This is a genomic window from Streptomyces sp. NPDC088706 (genome assembly GCF_044752765.1).
In the GTDB taxonomy this organism is placed as follows: domain Bacteria; phylum Actinomycetota; class Actinomycetes; order Streptomycetales; family Streptomycetaceae; genus Streptomyces.
In genome coordinates this window covers 128,876-144,298 of sequence record NZ_JBIVLW010000013.1, presented here as the reverse complement: position 1 = coordinate 144,298, position 15,423 = coordinate 128,876, and the positions used below count along the sequence as shown (strand labels likewise).

Genomic DNA, 15,423 nt, shown 5'->3' with positions numbered 1-15,423 from the left:
ACGAGGGGGTTCAGTGGACGAACTACGGATGATCGCCGGCGGTCCGTGCCGGAGCGGTGTCGACAAGTGCGGGAATGGCGACTGCTCGACGGTGTACGCCACGCCGGAACCCGGCATGCTGGCGATCCAGGGATACGACGTGGCCCATCCGACGCCCGACGGCGAATCGGTCGTGCTGATCCCCGAAGACGTCTTGAAGGAGGCGGCCCGTGTCCGTGGATGGCTCTAGCCCCGTACTGCTGGACGGCGACGAGTGGCAGGCGTACTTCCGCGACTTCAAGCGTTCCGCCTTCCGGCTCGAAGTGCATCAGACGTACACCATGCCCACCGAGGCCGATACGGTCCGCGACTTCCTCGCCGGGGCTCGGAAACCGGATGGCTTCAATGCCTCGTGGCACCGAACGATCGGGGACCACGGAGCCGCCGGACGGACGATGACACGCGCCAAGATCGTGCGTCGGCCCCTCACGCCGTACAGCCGCTATCTGTTCGAATGGTGCATCCCCGGTAATGTCGCCGCCGGGGAGGACTACCGGATAGTCGATGTGACCGACCGGCCGCATCCTGGACTTCCTGAACAAGACTTCTGGATGTTCGATGAATCTACGGTCGTCCACCTGAACTACCGCCCTGACGGAACGCAGATCAGCCGCGAACTGATCCAGGCCCCGGACCTGGGCACGTATCTCACATGGCGTGACCTCGCCCTGGAAAGCGCCGTACCCTTCAGTGCCTATCGCACCTGAGACGCAAGCACGGGAGCGGAAGGACCTGGCGGAGGCCCTGCGGAGTCTCCGCCGCGCTTCCGGGCTCAGTGGTGGACGCCTCGCAATCCGCTGCAACATGAGCCAGACCAAGATCAGTCGAATCGAAACAGGTCGCGCACTCCCCACGGTCATCGACGTCGAGCGAATCCTCAAGGCCCTTTCCGTACCCCATGAGGTTGCGGACCAGCTGCTGCAACTGGCGCGCAGGGCTAATGTCGATTACGCGTCCTGGCGGGCATACGCCCGCGTGGGGCTGTACCACAAGCAGGCCGAACTGAAGGCGCTCGAATCCTCCTCGCGGGTGATGCGGCATTTCCTGCCTGCCATCCCCACCGGCCTGCTGCACGTCCGTGAGTACGCCGTTGAAACGCTGTCCCCTACCGTGGACAGCGATCCGGCGAGAGACATCTCCCGGGCCGTTCAGGCCCGCATGGATCGCCAAGCAGTCCTGGATGACACGTCGCGTTCCTTCTGGTTCCTGATGACCGAGCAGGCCGTGAAGTGGCGGCGGGCAAGCAGGGGGACCATGGCAGCGCAGTGCGCACACATGGCGAACGTCAGTCGAAAGCCCAACGTCGAGGTCGGGATAATTCCGCAGGGGGTCCAGATTCCTGGCACCCCCATGAATATTTTCGTTGTCTACGACGACAGACTCGTGACGGTGGAACTGTTTTCCGGGGAAGTCGCTCTGCGTGATCCCCGGGATATTACCCAGCACCGTAATCTGTTCGAGCTTTTCTGGTCTTATGCCCTCACCGGTGATGCTGCCACGGAATTCATGAACGAGATGTCAGAGAACTTTATGCGTCAACGCGACTAGTCCTTCCGCCCACGCCGCCGACTCTCGATTATGGCTTCTACGGGAGCGAGCACAGCTCTCGATCCGACAGAAAGCGAGTCCGAGATGAGCAAGAAGGGCGGCAGCCACTCCGGCACGCCGGACACCTCCAGCAGTGATGGCCACCGGGAAAGGCCGCCGGGCCCGACCCGGCCGTACGAGCCCCCGCCGAAGAAGAAGTGAGTCCGGTGACGACACAACGACAGCTCGTTCGAAGCCTGCTGAGAAAGGGCGCACTGCCTCCGGAGTGGCATGACACCGTTGCGTCGGTGGACCGGGCCCTGTTCATCCCCGAGGTGATCATGGGCGGCGACTTCGCCGAAGACCCGGAACAGTGGTTGAGGACCGTCTACGCGGACGGCCCGGTCGTGACCCAGGTCAACGACGGGAAGCCCACGGCGGACGACTCCTTCCGGCTGTACACCTCGTCATCGTCCATGCCGTCGATCATGCTCGACATGCTCGTCCTGCTGGATGTACGCGACGGGCAGCGGGTTCTGGAGATCGGAACCGGAACCGGGTACAACGCCGCCTGGCTCTCACACCGTCTGGGCGAGGCCAACGTGACCAGTGTGGAGCTGGACGAGGCGGTACTGACACTGGCCGACGAGAACTTGAAACGGGCGGGGTTCCACCCGAAGACGGTCCTCGGCAACGGCCGCAACGGCCACCGTCCGGGATCACCCTACGAGCGGATCGTCTGCACCTGCACCATGCGGGACGTACCGCAAGCGTGGTTGGAGCAGTGTCCGGACGGGCGGATCGTCACCCCGTGGGGAAGCAGCTTCTTCAGCGGTTCGTTCGCCACGCTGGATGTGACGGACGGGCGGGCCCTGGGGGCGTTCTCCGGATCTCCCGCCTTCATGTGGGACCGCACCCATCGCGGCGGGGCCGGGCGCATCTCGGACCTCTATCGCGGGGAGCAGGGGGAGAAGGGGACGACGGACATCGCTCCCCAGAACGTCGTTCAGGATGATCCGGCGTTCTTCATCGGCCTGAGCCTCACGGACGTGTGGTTTCGGTGGTGTGACGCGGACGATGACAGCGGGGAGGCCACCTTGTGGTTCTTCGCCGACGACGGCACGTCGTGGGCGACCGTGGAGTGGGTGCCGGATGCGGAGAGGTACGAGGTGGAGCAGTACGGCCCTCGGGCCCTCTGGGACGAGGTGCGGACTGCCTTCCTGAGGTGGCACGACCTCGGGGAACCGGAACGGTCCCGTTTCGGGCTGTCGGTGGACGGGAACGGTCAGCGGGTGTGGCTCGACTCGCCCGGCTGCCTCATCGGCCGGTCCTAGCCCGAGGGAACGAAGGAAGCCCCAGCCGACTGGCCGGGGCTTCCTCGTGGGGCAGGCTCGCGCGAGCCCCGGGTTACGGCAGGTTGCGCGCCATGACGATGCGCTGGACCTGGTTGGTGCCCTCGTAGATCTGGGTGATCTTGGCGTCGCGCATCATGCGCTCGACCGGGTAGTCCCGCGTGTAGCCGTAGCCGCCGAGGAGCTGGACCGCGTCCGTGGTGACCTCCATGGCCACGTCGGAGGCGAAGCACTTGGCCGCCGCGCCGAAGAAGGTGAGGTCGCCGTCGACGCGCTCGGACTTGGCTGCGGCCGAGTAGGTGAGCTGGCGGGCCGCTTCCAGCTTCATCGCCATGTCGGCGAGCATGAACTGGATGCCCTGGAAGTCCGCGATCGGCTTGCCGAACTGCTTGCGCTCCTGGACGTACCCCTTGGCGTAGTCCAGCGCGCCCTGGGCGATACCGAGGGCCTGGGCCGCGATGGTGATGCGGGTGTGGTCCAGGGTCTTCATCGCGGTGGCGAAGCCCGTGCCCTCCTCGCCGATCATGCGGTCGGCGGGGATGCGGACGTTGTCGAGGTAGACCTCACGGGTCGGGGAGCCCTTGATGCCGAGCTTCTTCTCCGGGGCGCCGAAGGAGACACCCTCGTCGGACTTCTCCACGACGAACGCGGAGATGCCCTTGGAGCGCTTGGTGGGGTCGGTGACCGCCATGACCGTGTAGTACTCGGAGACGCCCGCGTTGGTGATCCAGCGCTTCACGCCGTTGAGGACCCAGAAGTCGCCGTCGCGCACGGCCTTGGTCTTCATGCCCGCCGCGTCCGAGCCGGCGTCCGGCTCGGAGAGCGCGTACGAGAACATCGCGTCACCCTTGGCCAGCGGGCCCAGGTACTTGCGCTTCAGCTCCTCGGAGCCGGAGAGGATCACCGGGAGCGAGCCGAGCTTGTTGACGGCCGGGATCAGGGAGGAGGAGGCGCAGGCGCGGGCCACCTCCTCGATCACGATGACCGTGGCGAGCGCGTCGGCGCCGGCGCCGCCGTACTCCTCCGGGACGTGGACGGCGTGCAGGTCCGAGGCGACCAGGGCGTCCAGCGCCTCCTGCGGGAAGCGGCTCTCCTCGTCGACCGCGGCGGCGAAGGGGGCGATCTTCGTCTCGGCGAGCGCGCGGATGGTCTCGCGGAGCATGTCGTGCTCCTCGGCCGGACGGTACAGGTCGAAATCGGTCGAACCCGCCAAGACGCTCACTCCCCAGATGCTAACTACCGTTAAGTAACTCAATTTTAGTGCGGAAGCCGTCCGAGGACATACGAGAGTCGCACGTGAGCTTGGTGACAGGGGTCGGGCAAAGCGGAGGTAAGCGGCGGATCGGGTGGGGAAAAGCGGGGTTCTCCCCCGCGACTATGCTCGGTTCGCACGTCCATCCGCACCTCCCAGGAGCTTTTATGGCCCTCAGGATCACTGTGATCGGCACCGGCTATCTCGGCGCCACCCATGCCGCCGCCATGGCCGAGCTGGGGTTCGAGGTCCTCGGGCTCGACGTCGTACCGGAGAAGATCGAGCTGCTGTCCACCGGGCGCGTGCCGATGTACGAGCCGGGGCTTGAGGAGATTCTCCACAAGCATGTCGCGGGTATCGAGGGGTCCACCGGGCGGCTGCGCTTCACCACCTCCTGGGAGGAGGTCGGGGAGTTCGGGGACGTGCACTTCGTCTGCGTGAACACCCCGCAGAAGCACGGCGAGTACGCCTGTGACATGAGCTACGTCGACAGCGCCTTCGAGTCGCTGGCCCCGCACCTCGCGCGGCCCGCCCTGGTCGTCGGCAAGTCGACCGTCCCCGTCGGCTCCGCCGCCCGCCTCGCCGCCCGCCTCGCGGAGCTGGCCCCGGCGGGGGCCGGCGTCGAGCTGGCCTGGAACCCGGAGTTCCTGCGCGAGGGCTTCGCCGTCAACGACACCCTGCACCCCGACCGGATCGTCGTGGGTGTGGAGAGCGAGCGGGCCGAGAAGCTCCTGCGCGAGGTGTACGCCGTGCCGGTCGCGGAGGGGTCGCCGTTCGTGGTGACCGACTTCCCGACCGCCGAGCTGGTGAAGACCTCCGCCAATTCCTTCCTCGCCACCAAGATCTCCTTCATCAACGCCATGGCCGAGGTCTGCGAGGCCGCCGACGGGGACGTCGTGAAGCTCGCCGAGGCCATCGGTCACGACGAGCGCATCGGGAAGAAGTTCCTGCGGGCCGGGATCGGCTTCGGCGGCGGCTGCCTGCCCAAGGACATCCGGGCCTTCATGGCGCGCGCCGGCGAGCTGGGCGCGGACCAGGCCCTCACCTTCCTCCGCGAGGTCGACTCCATCAACATGCGCCGCCGCGGCCACATGGTCGAGCTGGCCCGGGAGGCGGTGGGCGGCGGCTCGTTCCTCGGGACCCGGGTGGGCGTCCTGGGTGCCGCGTTCAAGCCGGACTCCGACGACGTACGCGACTCCCCCGCGCTCAACGTCGCCGGGCAGATCCATCTGCAAGGCGGCCAGGTGACCGTCTTCGACCCGAAGGGGATGGAGAACGCCCGGCGGCTGTTCCCGACGCTCGGTTACGCCGACTCCGCGCTGGAGGCCGTGCGCGGCGCGGACGTGGTGCTGCACCTGACGGAGTGGCGTGAGTTCCGTGAGCTGGACCCGGCGGAGCTGGGCGAGGCGGTGTCCCGCCGGATCATCCTGGACGGGCGCAACGCCCTGGACAGTGCGGTGTGGCGCGAGGCCGGGTGGACCTACCGGGCGATGGGGCGGCCGAAGGCCTGAGTTGCCCGCACTTCCGCGCCGGTATGGGGTAGTCGTTACGCCATGCCGCAACAGGGCGGCCACCACCGGGAGGTATGCGTCATGCCCATCGCCACACTCGGCGCCGTCGTACTCGACTGCCCCGACCCCGTCGCGCTCGCCCGCTTCTACGCCGCCGTGATCGGCGGCACCGTCGAGGACGGCGGGGACGGCTGGGTGGATCTCACCGGCGCCCCGGGCACGCCGCTCGCGTTCCAGGCCGCGCCCGGTTTCGTACCGCCGCAGTGGCCCCGGCCCGACGACTCGCAGCAGTTCCACCTGGACCTGACCGTCAAGGATCTGGACGCGGCGGAGCGGGAGGTCCTGGCCCTGGGGGCCCGGCCGCTGGACACGGAGGACCGGAAGCGGTCCTTCCGCGTCTATGCCGACCCCGTCGGGCATCCGTTCTGTCTCTGCGCCTGCTAGCCGGAGGGTCAGGGGGTCTCGAAGTGTGTGGTGATCGGGCGTCCGGTGGACAGGCTCAAGGGATGACCCCCTCGCCCGACTGGATCAGCACTCCCCTCTCCGACAACCTCCTGCGCGGCGCGCTCGACCTGGAGCGCACCGCGCGCGGCGGCCTCCTCCCCCACCGGCTGCCCGCCGTCGCCCGGGCGCAGTTCGACGGCGACGATCAGGTGGCCCAGGCGGAGTCGCAGCCCTCCGGCGTCCGCGTGGTGTTCCGCACCCGGGCCACCGCCGTCGAACTGGGCGTCCTGCGCACGGTCGTCGGCTACCGGGGTGTCCCGCCCCGCCCGGACGGGGCGTACGACCTGCACATCGACGGGGAGCCGGTCGGACGGGCCACCGCGAGCGGCGGCAACATCCTGATGGTCGACCTGAGCGACGGCTCGCAGGAGACGTTCCCCGGGCGGGTCGGCACCGTCCGGTTCGACGGGCTGCCCGGACGGGAGAAGACCGTCGAGATCTGGCTGCCGTACAGCGAGACCACCGAGCTGATGTCCCTGCGCACCGACGCGCCCGTCGCGCCCGTGGAGCCGGACGGACGGCGGGTGTGGCTGCACCACGGAAGCTCGATCAGCCACGGATCGGCCGCCGACAGCTCCGCCACCGCCTGGCCCGCCCTGGCCGCCGCCGCGGGGGGCGTGGAGCTGATCAACCTGGGGCTGGGCGGCAGCGCCCTGCTCGACCCGTTCACCGCGCGCGCCCTGCGGGACACCCCCGCCGACCTGATCAGCGTCAAGATCGGCATCAACCTCGTCAACCGCGACCTGATGCGGCTGCGCGCGTTCGGCCCGGCGGTGCACGGGTTCCTCGACACCATCCGCGAGGGGCACCCCACCACACCGCTGCTGGTGGTCTCGCCCATCCTCTGCCCCGCCCAGGAGGACACCCCCGGCCCGGCCGCCCCGGACGTCCACGACGGGCAGGTGGAGTTCCTGGCGCTGGGGGACCCTTCGGAGGCGGCTCTGGGAAAGCTGACGCTGCGGGTCGTCCGGGAGGAGCTGGCCCGCATCGTGGAGCGGCGCGCCGCCGAGGATCCGGCGCTGTACTACCTGGACGGCCTCACCCTGTACGGCGAGGCCGACTTCGCCGAGTTGCCGCTGCCCGACCGGCTCCACCCGGACGCCGCGGCCCACCGCCGCATGGGCGAGCGCTTCGGCGCGCTCGCCTTCGGTCCGGGGGGACCGTTCGCCACCCCGGACCCGCAGGTGCGGAACTAGCGGATCCGCCGCCCGTCCAGCTCCGTGATCGTCGCGTGGGACGGGCCGCGCGTGCTCTGCTCGTCGCGGGCCACGGCTTCCGCGTCGCGCAGCACCCGTACCGCGTTCTGCCAGGTCAACTTGGCGACCTCGCCCTCGGACCAGTGACGCCGCAGCAGCTCCGCGATCAGGTTCGGGTAGCCGGAGACGTCCTCCAGGCCGTTCGGGGTGAACGCCGTGCCGTCGTAGTCGCCGCCGATGCCGATATGGTCGACGCCCGCGACCTCGCGCATGTGGTCGAGGTGGTCGGCGATGGTGGCGACGGTGGCCTGGGGGCGGGGGTGGGCCGCCTCGAAGTCCTCGTGGATGCGCATCGCCGGCGGGGTGGTGTCCAGGTGGTGCAGGCCGTGCTCGCGCATGTTGCGGTCGGCGGCCTGGGTCCAGGCGACGGCGGCGGGCAGCACGAACTTCGGGACGAAGGTCGCCATCGCGACACCGCCGTTGGCCGGGAGCGCCGCCAGCACGTCGTCGGGGATGTTGCGCGGGTGGTCGCAGACGGCCCGGGCCGAGGAGTGCGAGAAGATCACCGGCGCGGTGCTGGTGGCGATCGCGTCACGCATGACGCCGTCCGCCACGTGGCTGAGGTCGACCAGCATGCCGATGCGGTTCATCTCCCGGACGACCTCGTGGCCGAAGGCGGAGAGGCCGCCGAGGCGGGGAAGGTCGGTCGCGCTGTCCGCCCAGTCGATGTTGTCGTTGTGGGTGAGCGTCATGTAGCGGACGCCCAGGGTGTGCAGGGCGCGCAGGGTGCCCAGCGAGTTGTTGATGGAGTGGCCGCCCTCGGCGCCCATCAGGGAGGCGATGCGGCCCTCGGCGCGGGCCTTCTCCAGGTCGTCGGCGGTGAGCGCGCGCCGCAGGTGGGTCGGGTAGCGGGCGATCAGCTCGGCGACGATGTCGATCTGTTCCAGCGTGGCGCTGACCGCCGCGTCGCCGGTCAGGTCGGTGCGCACGTACACCGACCAGAACTGGCCGCCGACCCCGCCGGCCCGCAACCGGGCCAGGTCGGTGTGGAGCAGGCCGCGCTGGTCGGCGGCGATGTCCCGGGCGTCCAGGTCGTAGCCGACCTGCTCGCGCAGGGCCCAGGGGAGGTCGTTGTGGCCGTCGACGATCGGGTGGGCGGCGAGGAGCTCGCGGGCCCGCTCCAGGTGGTCCATGTGCCGCCCCTACTTTCCGAAGCCGAAGGAGTCGGAACCCTGGACCTTGGACCGCAGCCGCTTGCCCTTCTCGGTGGCCTGGGCGTTCAGCTCCTGAAGGAACTCCCCCATCCGCTCCTGGAGGGCCGGGTCGTGCGCGGCCAGCATCCGGGCGGCGAGCAGGCCCGCGTTGCGCGCGCCGCCGACCGAGACGGTGGCGACGGGGACGCCGGCCGGCATCTGGACGATGGAGAGCAGGCTGTCCATGCCGTCCAGGTACTTCAGCGGCACCGGGACACCGATGACCGGCAGCGGGGTGACCGAGGCCAGCATCCCGGGCAGGTGGGCGGCCCCGCCCGCGCCCGCGATGATCGCCTTCAGACCGCGGCCCGCCGCCTCCTCGCCGTACGCGATCATCTCGCGCGGCATGCGGTGGGCGGAGACGACGTCGACCTCGTACGGGATCTCGAACTCGTCGAGCGCCTTGGCCGCCGCCTCCATGACGGGCCAGTCGGAGTCCGAGCCCATGACGATGCCGATCACGGGTGCGGCCGGTGCGGAGGGGGAAGTCATTCGGTGATCGTTCCTCGCAGGTAGTCGGCCGCGTGCCGGGCGCGCTCCTGCACGTCCGCCAGGTCGTCGCCGTAGGTGTTGACGTGGCCGACCTTGCGGCCGGGCTTCACGTCCTTTCCGTACATGTGGATCTTGAGCTGCGGGTCGCGGGCCATGCAGTGCAGGTACGCCTGGTACATGTCCGGGTAGTCACCGCCCAGGACGTTGCACATGACCGTCCAGGGGGCGCGCGGGCGCGGGTCGCCGAGGGGGAGGTCGAGGACCGCCCGTACGTGGTTGGCGAACTGGGAGGTGATCGCGCCGTCCTGGGTCCAGTGGCCCGAGTTGTGCGGGCGCATCGCCAGCTCGTTGACGAGGATGCCGGGCTTCCCGTCGGGTCCCCGCGTCTCGAACAGCTCCACCGCGAGGTGGCCGACGACACCCAGCTCGGCGGCGATGCGGAGCGCGAGCTGCTGCGCCTCGCCGGCCAGCCGCTCGTCCAGCTCGGGGGCCGGGGCGATCACCGTGTCGCAGACGCCGTCGACCTGGATCGACTCGACGACCGGGTAGGCGACGGCCTGGCCGTGCGGCGAACGGACGATGTCGGCCGCCAGCTCCCGTACGAAGTCGACCTTCTCCTCGGCGAGGACCGGGACCCCGGCGCGGAACGGGTCGGCCGCGTCCGCCTCGGAGCGGACCACCCACACGCCCTTGCCGTCGTACCCGCCGCGCACGGTCTTCAGGATGACGGGGAAGCCCCCGACCTCCTGGGCGAACGCGGCGGCGTCGGCCGGGTCGCTCACGATGCGGTGCCGGGGGCAGGGCGCGCCGATCTCCATGAGCTTGGCCCGCATCACCCCCTTGTCCTGCGCGTGCACCAGGGCATCGGGGCCGGGGCGCACGGGGATGCCGTCCGCCTCCAGGGCCCGCAGGTGCTCGGTCGGCACGTGCTCGTGGTCGAAGGTGATCACGTCACAGCCCTGCGCGAAGGCGCGCAGCGTGTCCAGGTCGCGATAGTCGCCGATGACGACCTCGCTGACCACCTGGGCCGCCGAGTCCTGGGGCGTGTCACTGAGGAGCTTGAATTTCAGGCCGAGGGGGATGCCCGCCTCGTGGGTCATACGGGCGAGCTGACCGCCGCCGACCATGCCGACTACCGGGAACGTCACGCCTCCAGGGTATCGGGCGCGCCGGGGCGGCCGGGACGCCGTCCGGGGGCCGCCCACCGGCGGGCTCCCCGGGATCACCGGGGCAACACACGGGAGGGCTGGTTAGCATGGCGGAGTTGACGGAACCGTCGACGCCATCGGACGGACGGATCGAGCGATCACCATGAGCGAACGGGGCGCACTGCGGGCCCGGCTTGATCTGCTGGCCCGTGAGGTCGCCAAGTTCGGCGCGGTCGGCGCGGTCGGCCTGCTGGTCAACATCGCGGTCTTCAACCTGCTCCGGCACACCACCGACCTCCAGGTCGTCCGGGCGAGCGTGCTGGCGACGTTCGTCGCCATCCTCTGCAACTACGTGGGCTTCCGCTACTGGACCTACCGGGACCGCGACAAGACCGGCCGGACCCGCGAGCTGACCCTCTTCCTGCTGTTCAGCGCGGCGGGCGCGGTGATCGAGAACGGGGTGCTGTACCTGGCGACGTACGGCTTCGACTGGAACACCCCGGTCCAGAGCAACGTCTTCAAGATCCTCGGTATCGGGATCGCCACCCTCTTCCGCTTCTGGTCCTACCGGACCTGGGTCTTCAAGACCCTCCCCGCCAAGGAGGCCGTCCGCAACGCGGAACGGTTTCTGGAGCAGCGACGGCCGACGGAGACGGTAGAGCCCGGTCCCGTACGGAACTGACGTCTACCGGGGCGGCCGTCCCGTGCGGAACCGACGCCTTCCGGGGCGGCCGTCCCGTACGGAACCGACGCCTTCCGGGGCGGCCGTCCCGTACGGAACCGACGTCTCCCGGGACGTCCCTCCCGTGCGGAACCGACGTCTCCCGGGACGTCCGCGCTCAGCGCACCGGGCGTTCCGGGTCCTTGCGGTCGAGCGGGATCCGGCTGAGGAAGAGCGCGAAGACCGCCGGGTGCTGCTGGAGCAGCTCCAGTCGGCCGCCGTCCGCCTCCGCGAGGTCCCGGGCGACGGCCAGGCCGATCCCGGTGGAGTTGCGGCCGCTGATCGTCCGCTCGAAGATCCGCGCCCCCAGCTCGGCCGGGACGCCGGGGCCCTCGTCAGTGACCTCGATGACCACCTGGTTGCCGGTGACGCGGGTGCGCAGGGCGACGGTGCCACCGCCGTGCATGAGAGAGTTCTCGATCAGCGCGGCCAGGACCTGGGCGACCGCGCCCGGGGTGCCGACCGCCCGCAGCCCGTGCTTGCCGGAGCAGACCAGCGCGCGGCCGGTGGAGCGGTAGGCCGGGCGCCACTCCTCGATCTGCTGTTTGATGACCTCGTCCAGGTCGAAGACGACGGCGGAGCCGGTACGCGGGTCCCGGGAGTTGGTCAGCAGCCGCTCGACGACGTCGGTGAGGCGCTCCACCTGGACGAGGGCGATGTTCGCCTCCTCCTTCACCGTCTCCGGGTCGTCGGTCACCGAGATCTCCTCGATCCGCATGGAGAGCGCGGTGAGCGGCGTCCGCAGCTGGTGCGAGGCGTCCGCGGCGAGGCGCCGCTCGGCGGTCAGCATCCGGGCGATCCGCTCGGCGGAGGCGTCCAGGACGTCGGCGACCCGGTCCAGCTCGGGCACCCCGTACCGCTTGTGGCGCGGGCGGGGGTCGCCGGAGCCTAGGCGTTCGGCGGTCTCGGCGAGGTCGGTGAGCGGCGAGGCGAGCCGGTTGGCCTGGCGTACGGCGAGGAGCACGGCCGAGATGATCGCGAGCAGCGCCACCGCGCCGATGATCAGGAGGGTGCGCCCGACCTCGCGGGTGACGGCCGAGCGGGACTCCTCGACGGTGACCTTCTCGCCCCGCTCACCGGTCTCGGTGGCGCGCAGGACGCTGCCGCTGGGGCGCTCGCCGACGGCGATGGGCTCCCGGCCCGGGATCTCGATCAGCGCGAACCGGGTGGGGTCGATCTGCTCGGACAGCACCCCGGAGTTGATCACCTCGTCGCCCATCAGCCGGCTGTCGACCACGCTGATCAGCCGCAGCGCCTCGGACTCGACGCTCTCCTGGGCGCTGGCACTGATGGTGCGCGTCTCCACGATGACCAGGGAGACGCCGAAGACGGCGATGACCACGAGCACCACGGCGAGCGTGGAGTTGATCAGCCGGCGGCGCATGGCCACCGGCCCTGTCGGTGTGCGCGTACGAGGAGCTGTTCGTCGTCAAGGGACATGGGTGCTTCGTACGTCAACTCTTCTCGAACCGGAAGCCGACGCCCCGGACCGTGGCGATGTACCGGGGGTTGGCCGCGTCGTCGCCGAGCTTCTTGCGGAGCCAGGAGATGTGCATGTCGAGCGTCTTGGTGGAGGACCACCAGGTGGTGTCCCAGACCTCGCGCATCAGCTGGTCGCGGGTGACCACCCGGCCGGCGTCCCGGACCAGGACCCGCAGCAGGTCGAACTCCTTGGCGGTGAGCTGGAGTTCCTCCTCGCCCATCCAGGCCCGGTGCGACTCGACGTCGATCCGGACACCGTGGGTGGCGGGCTGGGCGGCGGGCTCGGAGGCGCCACGGCGGAGCAGGGCCCGGACCCGGGCGAGGAGCTCGGCGAGGCGGAAGGGCTTGGTGACGTAGTCGTCGGCCCCGGCGTCCAGACCGACCACCGTGTCGACCTCGTCCGCGCGGGCCGTCAGCACCAGGATCGGCACGGTGTGGCCGTCGGCCCGGAGGCGGCGGGCGACTTCGAGGCCGTCCATCCCGGGCAGCCCCAGATCGAGGACCACGAGGTCGACGCCGCCCTGGAGTCCGGCGTCGAGCGCCGTCGGGCCGTCCTGCCGGACTTCGACCTCGTAACCCTCCCGACGCAGTGCGCGGGCCAGTGGCTCCGAGATGGACGCGTCGTCCTCGGCGAGCAGTACACGGGTCATGGACTGATGGTAGTCCGGCGGGGACGTGCGCAGTGAGGCCCTCGCCAGCGCCTGCGGGTCAGTGCCACAGGTAGGACATAGACCTTTGAATATGGGAGCCTGGTTCCACGGTCACCTGTGATCCATCTCTCAAGTCCTTCCATATCCTGCCGTGTCGTGTCGTATGGTGTTCTGACGCCTGTTGCAGTACTGAAGGACCTTTGGGCCGCCATGAGCGCCAAGGGTCTCTTCTGTGTGCAGGGCCGGTTCGCGCCGGCCCGTATCGAGTGAATGACCTGTGAGCCGGGCCCGGAGCGTGAGGACGCGCCCCGGGTGTGGATCCCGATGCGGTATTTCCCCGCCCCGCCGCCGAACGCTCCGCCCGGAGCCCGGCCCCGGAGCGAGTCCCCCTCAGGCGTGGGGATGGGGTGCGGCCGCGCCGGTGCCGGCTACCCCCCACCGGGCGCGTACCGCTCACGAGGCGAGCGCGTCCCGACCAGCAAGGATCGACCATGGCGTCCAGCCTGACGAAGGACTCGGCCAGTTCCGGCGAGAAGACCTTCTTCGGCCACCCTCGCGGCCTGGCCACTCTCTTCATGACGGAGATGTGGGAGCGCTTCAGCTACTACGGCATGAGGGCACTGCTCCCGCTCTACCTGATCGCGCCCGGCGGGCTCGACATGAACCCCGCCACGGCGACCGCGATCTACTCGGTCTACCTGTCGCTGGTGTACCTGCTCGCCATGCCCGGCGGCTGGTTCGGCGACCGGGTCTGGGGCCCGCGCAAGACCGTCGCCATCGCCGGCGGGATCATCATGGCCGGGCACCTGGTCCTGGCCCTGCCCTGGGAAGGCACGTTCTTCGGCGGTCTGGGCCTCGTGGCCATCGGATCGGGTCTGCTGAAGTCCAACATCTCGACGATGGTCGGCCACCTCTACGACGGGCCGGACGACCCGCGCCGCGACGGTGGCTTCACGATCTTCTACATGGGCATCAACATGGGTGCCTTCGCCGCGCCCCTGGTGATCGGCACCGTCGGTGAGAACGTCAACTGGCACCTCGGCTTCGCCCTCGCGGCGCTCGGCATGGGTCTCGGCGTGCTCCAGTTCCTGCTCGGCACCCGCCACCTGGACGAGCGCAGCCTCGTCGTCCCGAAGCCGCTCTCCAAGGACGAGCGCGCCTCCACCCTGCGCAAGTCGATGATTTGGCTCGGCATCGCCGCCGTCTTCTACATCGGTACGGTCGTCACCGGCGTCTACACGCTGAACTGGCTGCTGGTCCCGATCACCCTCGCGGGTCTCATCATCCCGGTGATGGTCCTGGTGCGCATAAAGCGCGACAAGGAGCTCAGCGAGACCGAGCAGTCGAAGATGTCCGGTTACATCTGGTTCTTCGTGGCCGCCGCCATCTTCTGGATGATCTACGACCAGGGCGGCTCGACGCTCGCCATCTTCGCCGAGTCCTCGGCCGACAACAGCGTCTTCGGCTGGGAGTTCCCGGTCTCCTGGTACCAGTCGGTCAACCCGGTCCTGATCATGGCGCTCGCCCCGGTATTCGCCGCCTTCTGGCTGGCGCTGAACCGGCGGGGCAAGGAGCCGAGCACGATCGTCAAGTTCAGCTCCGGCCTCGTTCTGGTCGGCGCCTCGTTCTTCGTCTTCCTGATGCCGCTGACCATCGCGGGTGACGGCCACAAGGCCGCCGCGATGTGGCTGGTCGCCATCTACTTCATCCAGACCGTCGCCGAGCTGACCCTCTCGCCGGTCGGCCTGTCGGTCACGACGAAGATGGCTCCGGCGAAGTACGCGAGCCAGATGATGGGTGTCTGGTTCCTCGCCGTCACCGCCGGCGACTGCACCACGGGTCTGCTCTCGCTGGCCGGTGTGGAGCTCAACGGCACCGGGGTGGTGGCCCTGGAGGCGACGCTCGCGGTGGTGGCCGGTATCGCGATCTTCATGTACCGCGGCAAGGTCAAGCAGCTCATGGGCAACGTCCGCTGACGGCTCACGGCCTGTAGCGACGCGCGCGGCGAAGGGCCGCCGCACCGGAACGTTCCGGTGCGGCGGCCCTTCGTCCTTGCCCACGGCGCCTTGCCCTGGCTCGCAGCCCCTCGTTCCTTGTCCGGGGCGCCTCGCCTCTGCCCGCGGGCCTTCGTCCTTGCCCACGGCGCCTTGCCCTGGCTCGCAGCCCCTCGTTCCTTGTCCGGGGCGCCTCGCCTCTGCCCGCGGGCCTGCGCCCTTGCCCGAGGCGCCTTGCCCTGGCTCGCAGCTCCTCTTCCTTGTCCGGGGCGCCTCGCCTCTGCCCGCGGGCCTTCGTCCTT

General features: G+C 69.7%; 15 protein-coding genes. 9 read left to right on the top strand and 6 right to left on the bottom strand.

Going from position 1 to position 15,423, the window contains the following annotated elements; translation table 11 throughout:
• Positions 1-13 precede the first annotated feature (13 nt).
• The 4 genes from ACIQAK_RS25310 to ACIQAK_RS25295 all read left to right on the top strand — a co-directional run bounded on the left by ACIQAK_RS25310 (position 14) and on the right by ACIQAK_RS25295 (position 2,900).
• Entirely contained in the window at positions 14-229 is a 216-nt protein-coding gene (locus ACIQAK_RS25310) for a hypothetical protein (RefSeq protein ID WP_366391941.1), read from the top strand.
• The gene (locus tag ACIQAK_RS25305; protein ID WP_366391940.1) at positions 210-746 is read left to right on the top strand and encodes a DUF6879 family protein; all 537 of its coding nucleotides are present in this window, start codon (positions 210-212) and stop codon (positions 744-746) included. The genes ACIQAK_RS25310 and ACIQAK_RS25305 overlap by 20 nt, the downstream gene beginning before the upstream one ends.
• The gene (locus ACIQAK_RS25300; RefSeq protein ID WP_366391939.1) at positions 697-1,587 is read left to right on the top strand and encodes a helix-turn-helix transcriptional regulator; all 891 of its coding nucleotides are present in this window, start codon (positions 697-699) and stop codon (positions 1,585-1,587) included. Before ACIQAK_RS25305 ends, ACIQAK_RS25300 begins: the two co-directional genes overlap by 50 nt.
• 287 nt (positions 1,588-1,874) lie before the next feature.
• Positions 1,875-2,900: a methyltransferase domain-containing protein gene (locus ACIQAK_RS25295; RefSeq protein ID WP_366391938.1), complete on the top strand. Its 1,026-nt coding sequence runs from the start codon at positions 1,875-1,877 to the stop codon at positions 2,898-2,900.
• Between the two features lie 73 nt (positions 2,901-2,973).
• Here ACIQAK_RS25295 and ACIQAK_RS25290 read toward each other — a convergent pair whose 3' ends face one another.
• Positions 2,974-4,131 (bottom strand): acyl-CoA dehydrogenase, encoded by a 1,158-nt coding sequence (locus ACIQAK_RS25290; protein ID WP_366391952.1) that lies wholly within the window; start codon positions 4,129-4,131, stop codon positions 2,974-2,976.
• Positions 4,132-4,337: 206 nt separating this feature from the next.
• On the opposite strand from ACIQAK_RS25290, the gene ACIQAK_RS25285 reads away from it, so the two are divergent.
• The 3 genes from ACIQAK_RS25285 to ACIQAK_RS25275 all read left to right on the top strand — a co-directional run bounded on the left by ACIQAK_RS25285 (position 4,338) and on the right by ACIQAK_RS25275 (position 7,381).
• A complete protein-coding gene (locus tag ACIQAK_RS25285) occupies positions 4,338-5,681 on the top strand; it encodes a UDP-glucose/GDP-mannose dehydrogenase family protein (RefSeq protein ID WP_366391937.1) in 1,344 nt (447 codons plus the stop codon).
• A gap of 81 nt (positions 5,682-5,762) precedes the next feature.
• The gene (locus tag ACIQAK_RS25280) at positions 5,763-6,125 is read left to right on the top strand and encodes a VOC family protein (protein WP_366391936.1); all 363 of its coding nucleotides are present in this window, start codon (positions 5,763-5,765) and stop codon (positions 6,123-6,125) included.
• Between the two features lie 62 nt (positions 6,126-6,187).
• A complete protein-coding gene (locus tag ACIQAK_RS25275) occupies positions 6,188-7,381 on the top strand; it encodes a GDSL-type esterase/lipase family protein (RefSeq protein WP_366391935.1) in 1,194 nt (397 codons plus the stop codon).
• On the opposite strand, the gene ACIQAK_RS25270 is transcribed toward ACIQAK_RS25275, so the two are convergent.
• From ACIQAK_RS25270 to ACIQAK_RS25260, 3 genes are read right to left on the bottom strand one after another with little or no spacing between them, the layout of a single operon-like run.
• The gene (locus ACIQAK_RS25270) at positions 7,378-8,574 is read right to left on the bottom strand and encodes a dipeptidase (protein WP_366391934.1); all 1,197 of its coding nucleotides are present in this window, start codon (positions 8,572-8,574) and stop codon (positions 7,378-7,380) included. The genes ACIQAK_RS25275 and ACIQAK_RS25270 overlap by 4 nt on opposite strands.
• A gap of 9 nt (positions 8,575-8,583) precedes the next feature.
• Positions 8,584-9,126 carry a 5-(carboxyamino)imidazole ribonucleotide mutase gene (gene purE / locus ACIQAK_RS25265; RefSeq protein ID WP_366391933.1) on the bottom strand — a complete coding sequence of 181 codons (543 nt, stop codon included), beginning with the start codon at positions 9,124-9,126 and terminating at the stop codon, positions 8,584-8,586.
• A complete protein-coding gene (locus ACIQAK_RS25260; protein ID WP_401849000.1) occupies positions 9,123-10,274 on the bottom strand; it encodes a 5-(carboxyamino)imidazole ribonucleotide synthase in 1,152 nt (383 codons plus the stop codon). Before ACIQAK_RS25260 ends, purE begins: the two co-directional genes overlap by 4 nt.
• A 163-nt stretch (positions 10,275-10,437) precedes the next feature.
• On the opposite strand from ACIQAK_RS25260, the gene ACIQAK_RS25255 reads away from it, so the two are divergent.
• Positions 10,438-10,956: a GtrA family protein gene (locus ACIQAK_RS25255; RefSeq protein WP_366391931.1), complete on the top strand. Its 519-nt coding sequence runs from the start codon at positions 10,438-10,440 to the stop codon at positions 10,954-10,956.
• Positions 10,957-11,113: 157 nt separating this feature from the next.
• Here the strand turns inward: ACIQAK_RS25255 and ACIQAK_RS25250 are convergent, their stop codons facing one another.
• Positions 11,114-12,379: an ATP-binding protein gene (locus tag ACIQAK_RS25250; protein WP_366391951.1), complete on the bottom strand. Its 1,266-nt coding sequence runs from the start codon at positions 12,377-12,379 to the stop codon at positions 11,114-11,116.
• A gap of 70 nt (positions 12,380-12,449) precedes the next feature.
• Complete coding sequence (locus ACIQAK_RS25245; RefSeq protein ID WP_366391930.1) at positions 12,450-13,127, bottom strand: response regulator transcription factor; 678 nt, start codon at positions 13,125-13,127, stop codon at positions 12,450-12,452.
• Positions 13,128-13,618: 491 nt separating this feature from the next.
• On the opposite strand from ACIQAK_RS25245, the gene ACIQAK_RS25240 reads away from it, so the two are divergent.
• A complete protein-coding gene (locus tag ACIQAK_RS25240; protein WP_366391929.1) occupies positions 13,619-15,103 on the top strand; it encodes an oligopeptide:H+ symporter in 1,485 nt (494 codons plus the stop codon).
• The last annotated feature ends 320 nt before the right edge of the window (positions 15,104-15,423 follow it).

Bases quoted from the DNA above. Each gene is read 5' to 3' on its own strand.
- ACIQAK_RS25285 (WP_366391937.1), top strand. From the start codon at position 4,338: ATGGCCCTCAGGATCACTGTGATCGGCACCGGCTATCTCGGCGCCACC.
- ACIQAK_RS25280 (WP_366391936.1), top strand. From the start codon at position 5,763: ATGCCCATCGCCACACTCGGCGCCGTCGTACTCGACTGCCCCGACCCC.
- ACIQAK_RS25275 (WP_366391935.1), top strand. From the start codon at position 6,188: ATGACCCCCTCGCCCGACTGGATCAGCACTCCCCTCTCCGACAACCTC.
- ACIQAK_RS25270 (WP_366391934.1), bottom strand. From the start codon at position 8,574: ATGGACCACCTGGAGCGGGCCCGCGAGCTCCTCGCCGCCCACCCGATC.
- purE (WP_366391933.1), bottom strand. From the start codon at position 9,126: ATGACTTCCCCCTCCGCACCGGCCGCACCCGTGATCGGCATCGTCATG.
- ACIQAK_RS25255 (WP_366391931.1), top strand. From the start codon at position 10,438: ATGAGCGAACGGGGCGCACTGCGGGCCCGGCTTGATCTGCTGGCCCGT.
- ACIQAK_RS25250 (WP_366391951.1), bottom strand. From the start codon at position 12,379: ATGCGCCGCCGGCTGATCAACTCCACGCTCGCCGTGGTGCTCGTGGTC.
- ACIQAK_RS25245 (WP_366391930.1), bottom strand. From the start codon at position 13,127: ATGACCCGTGTACTGCTCGCCGAGGACGACGCGTCCATCTCGGAGCCA.
- ACIQAK_RS25240 (WP_366391929.1), top strand. From the start codon at position 13,619: ATGGCGTCCAGCCTGACGAAGGACTCGGCCAGTTCCGGCGAGAAGACC.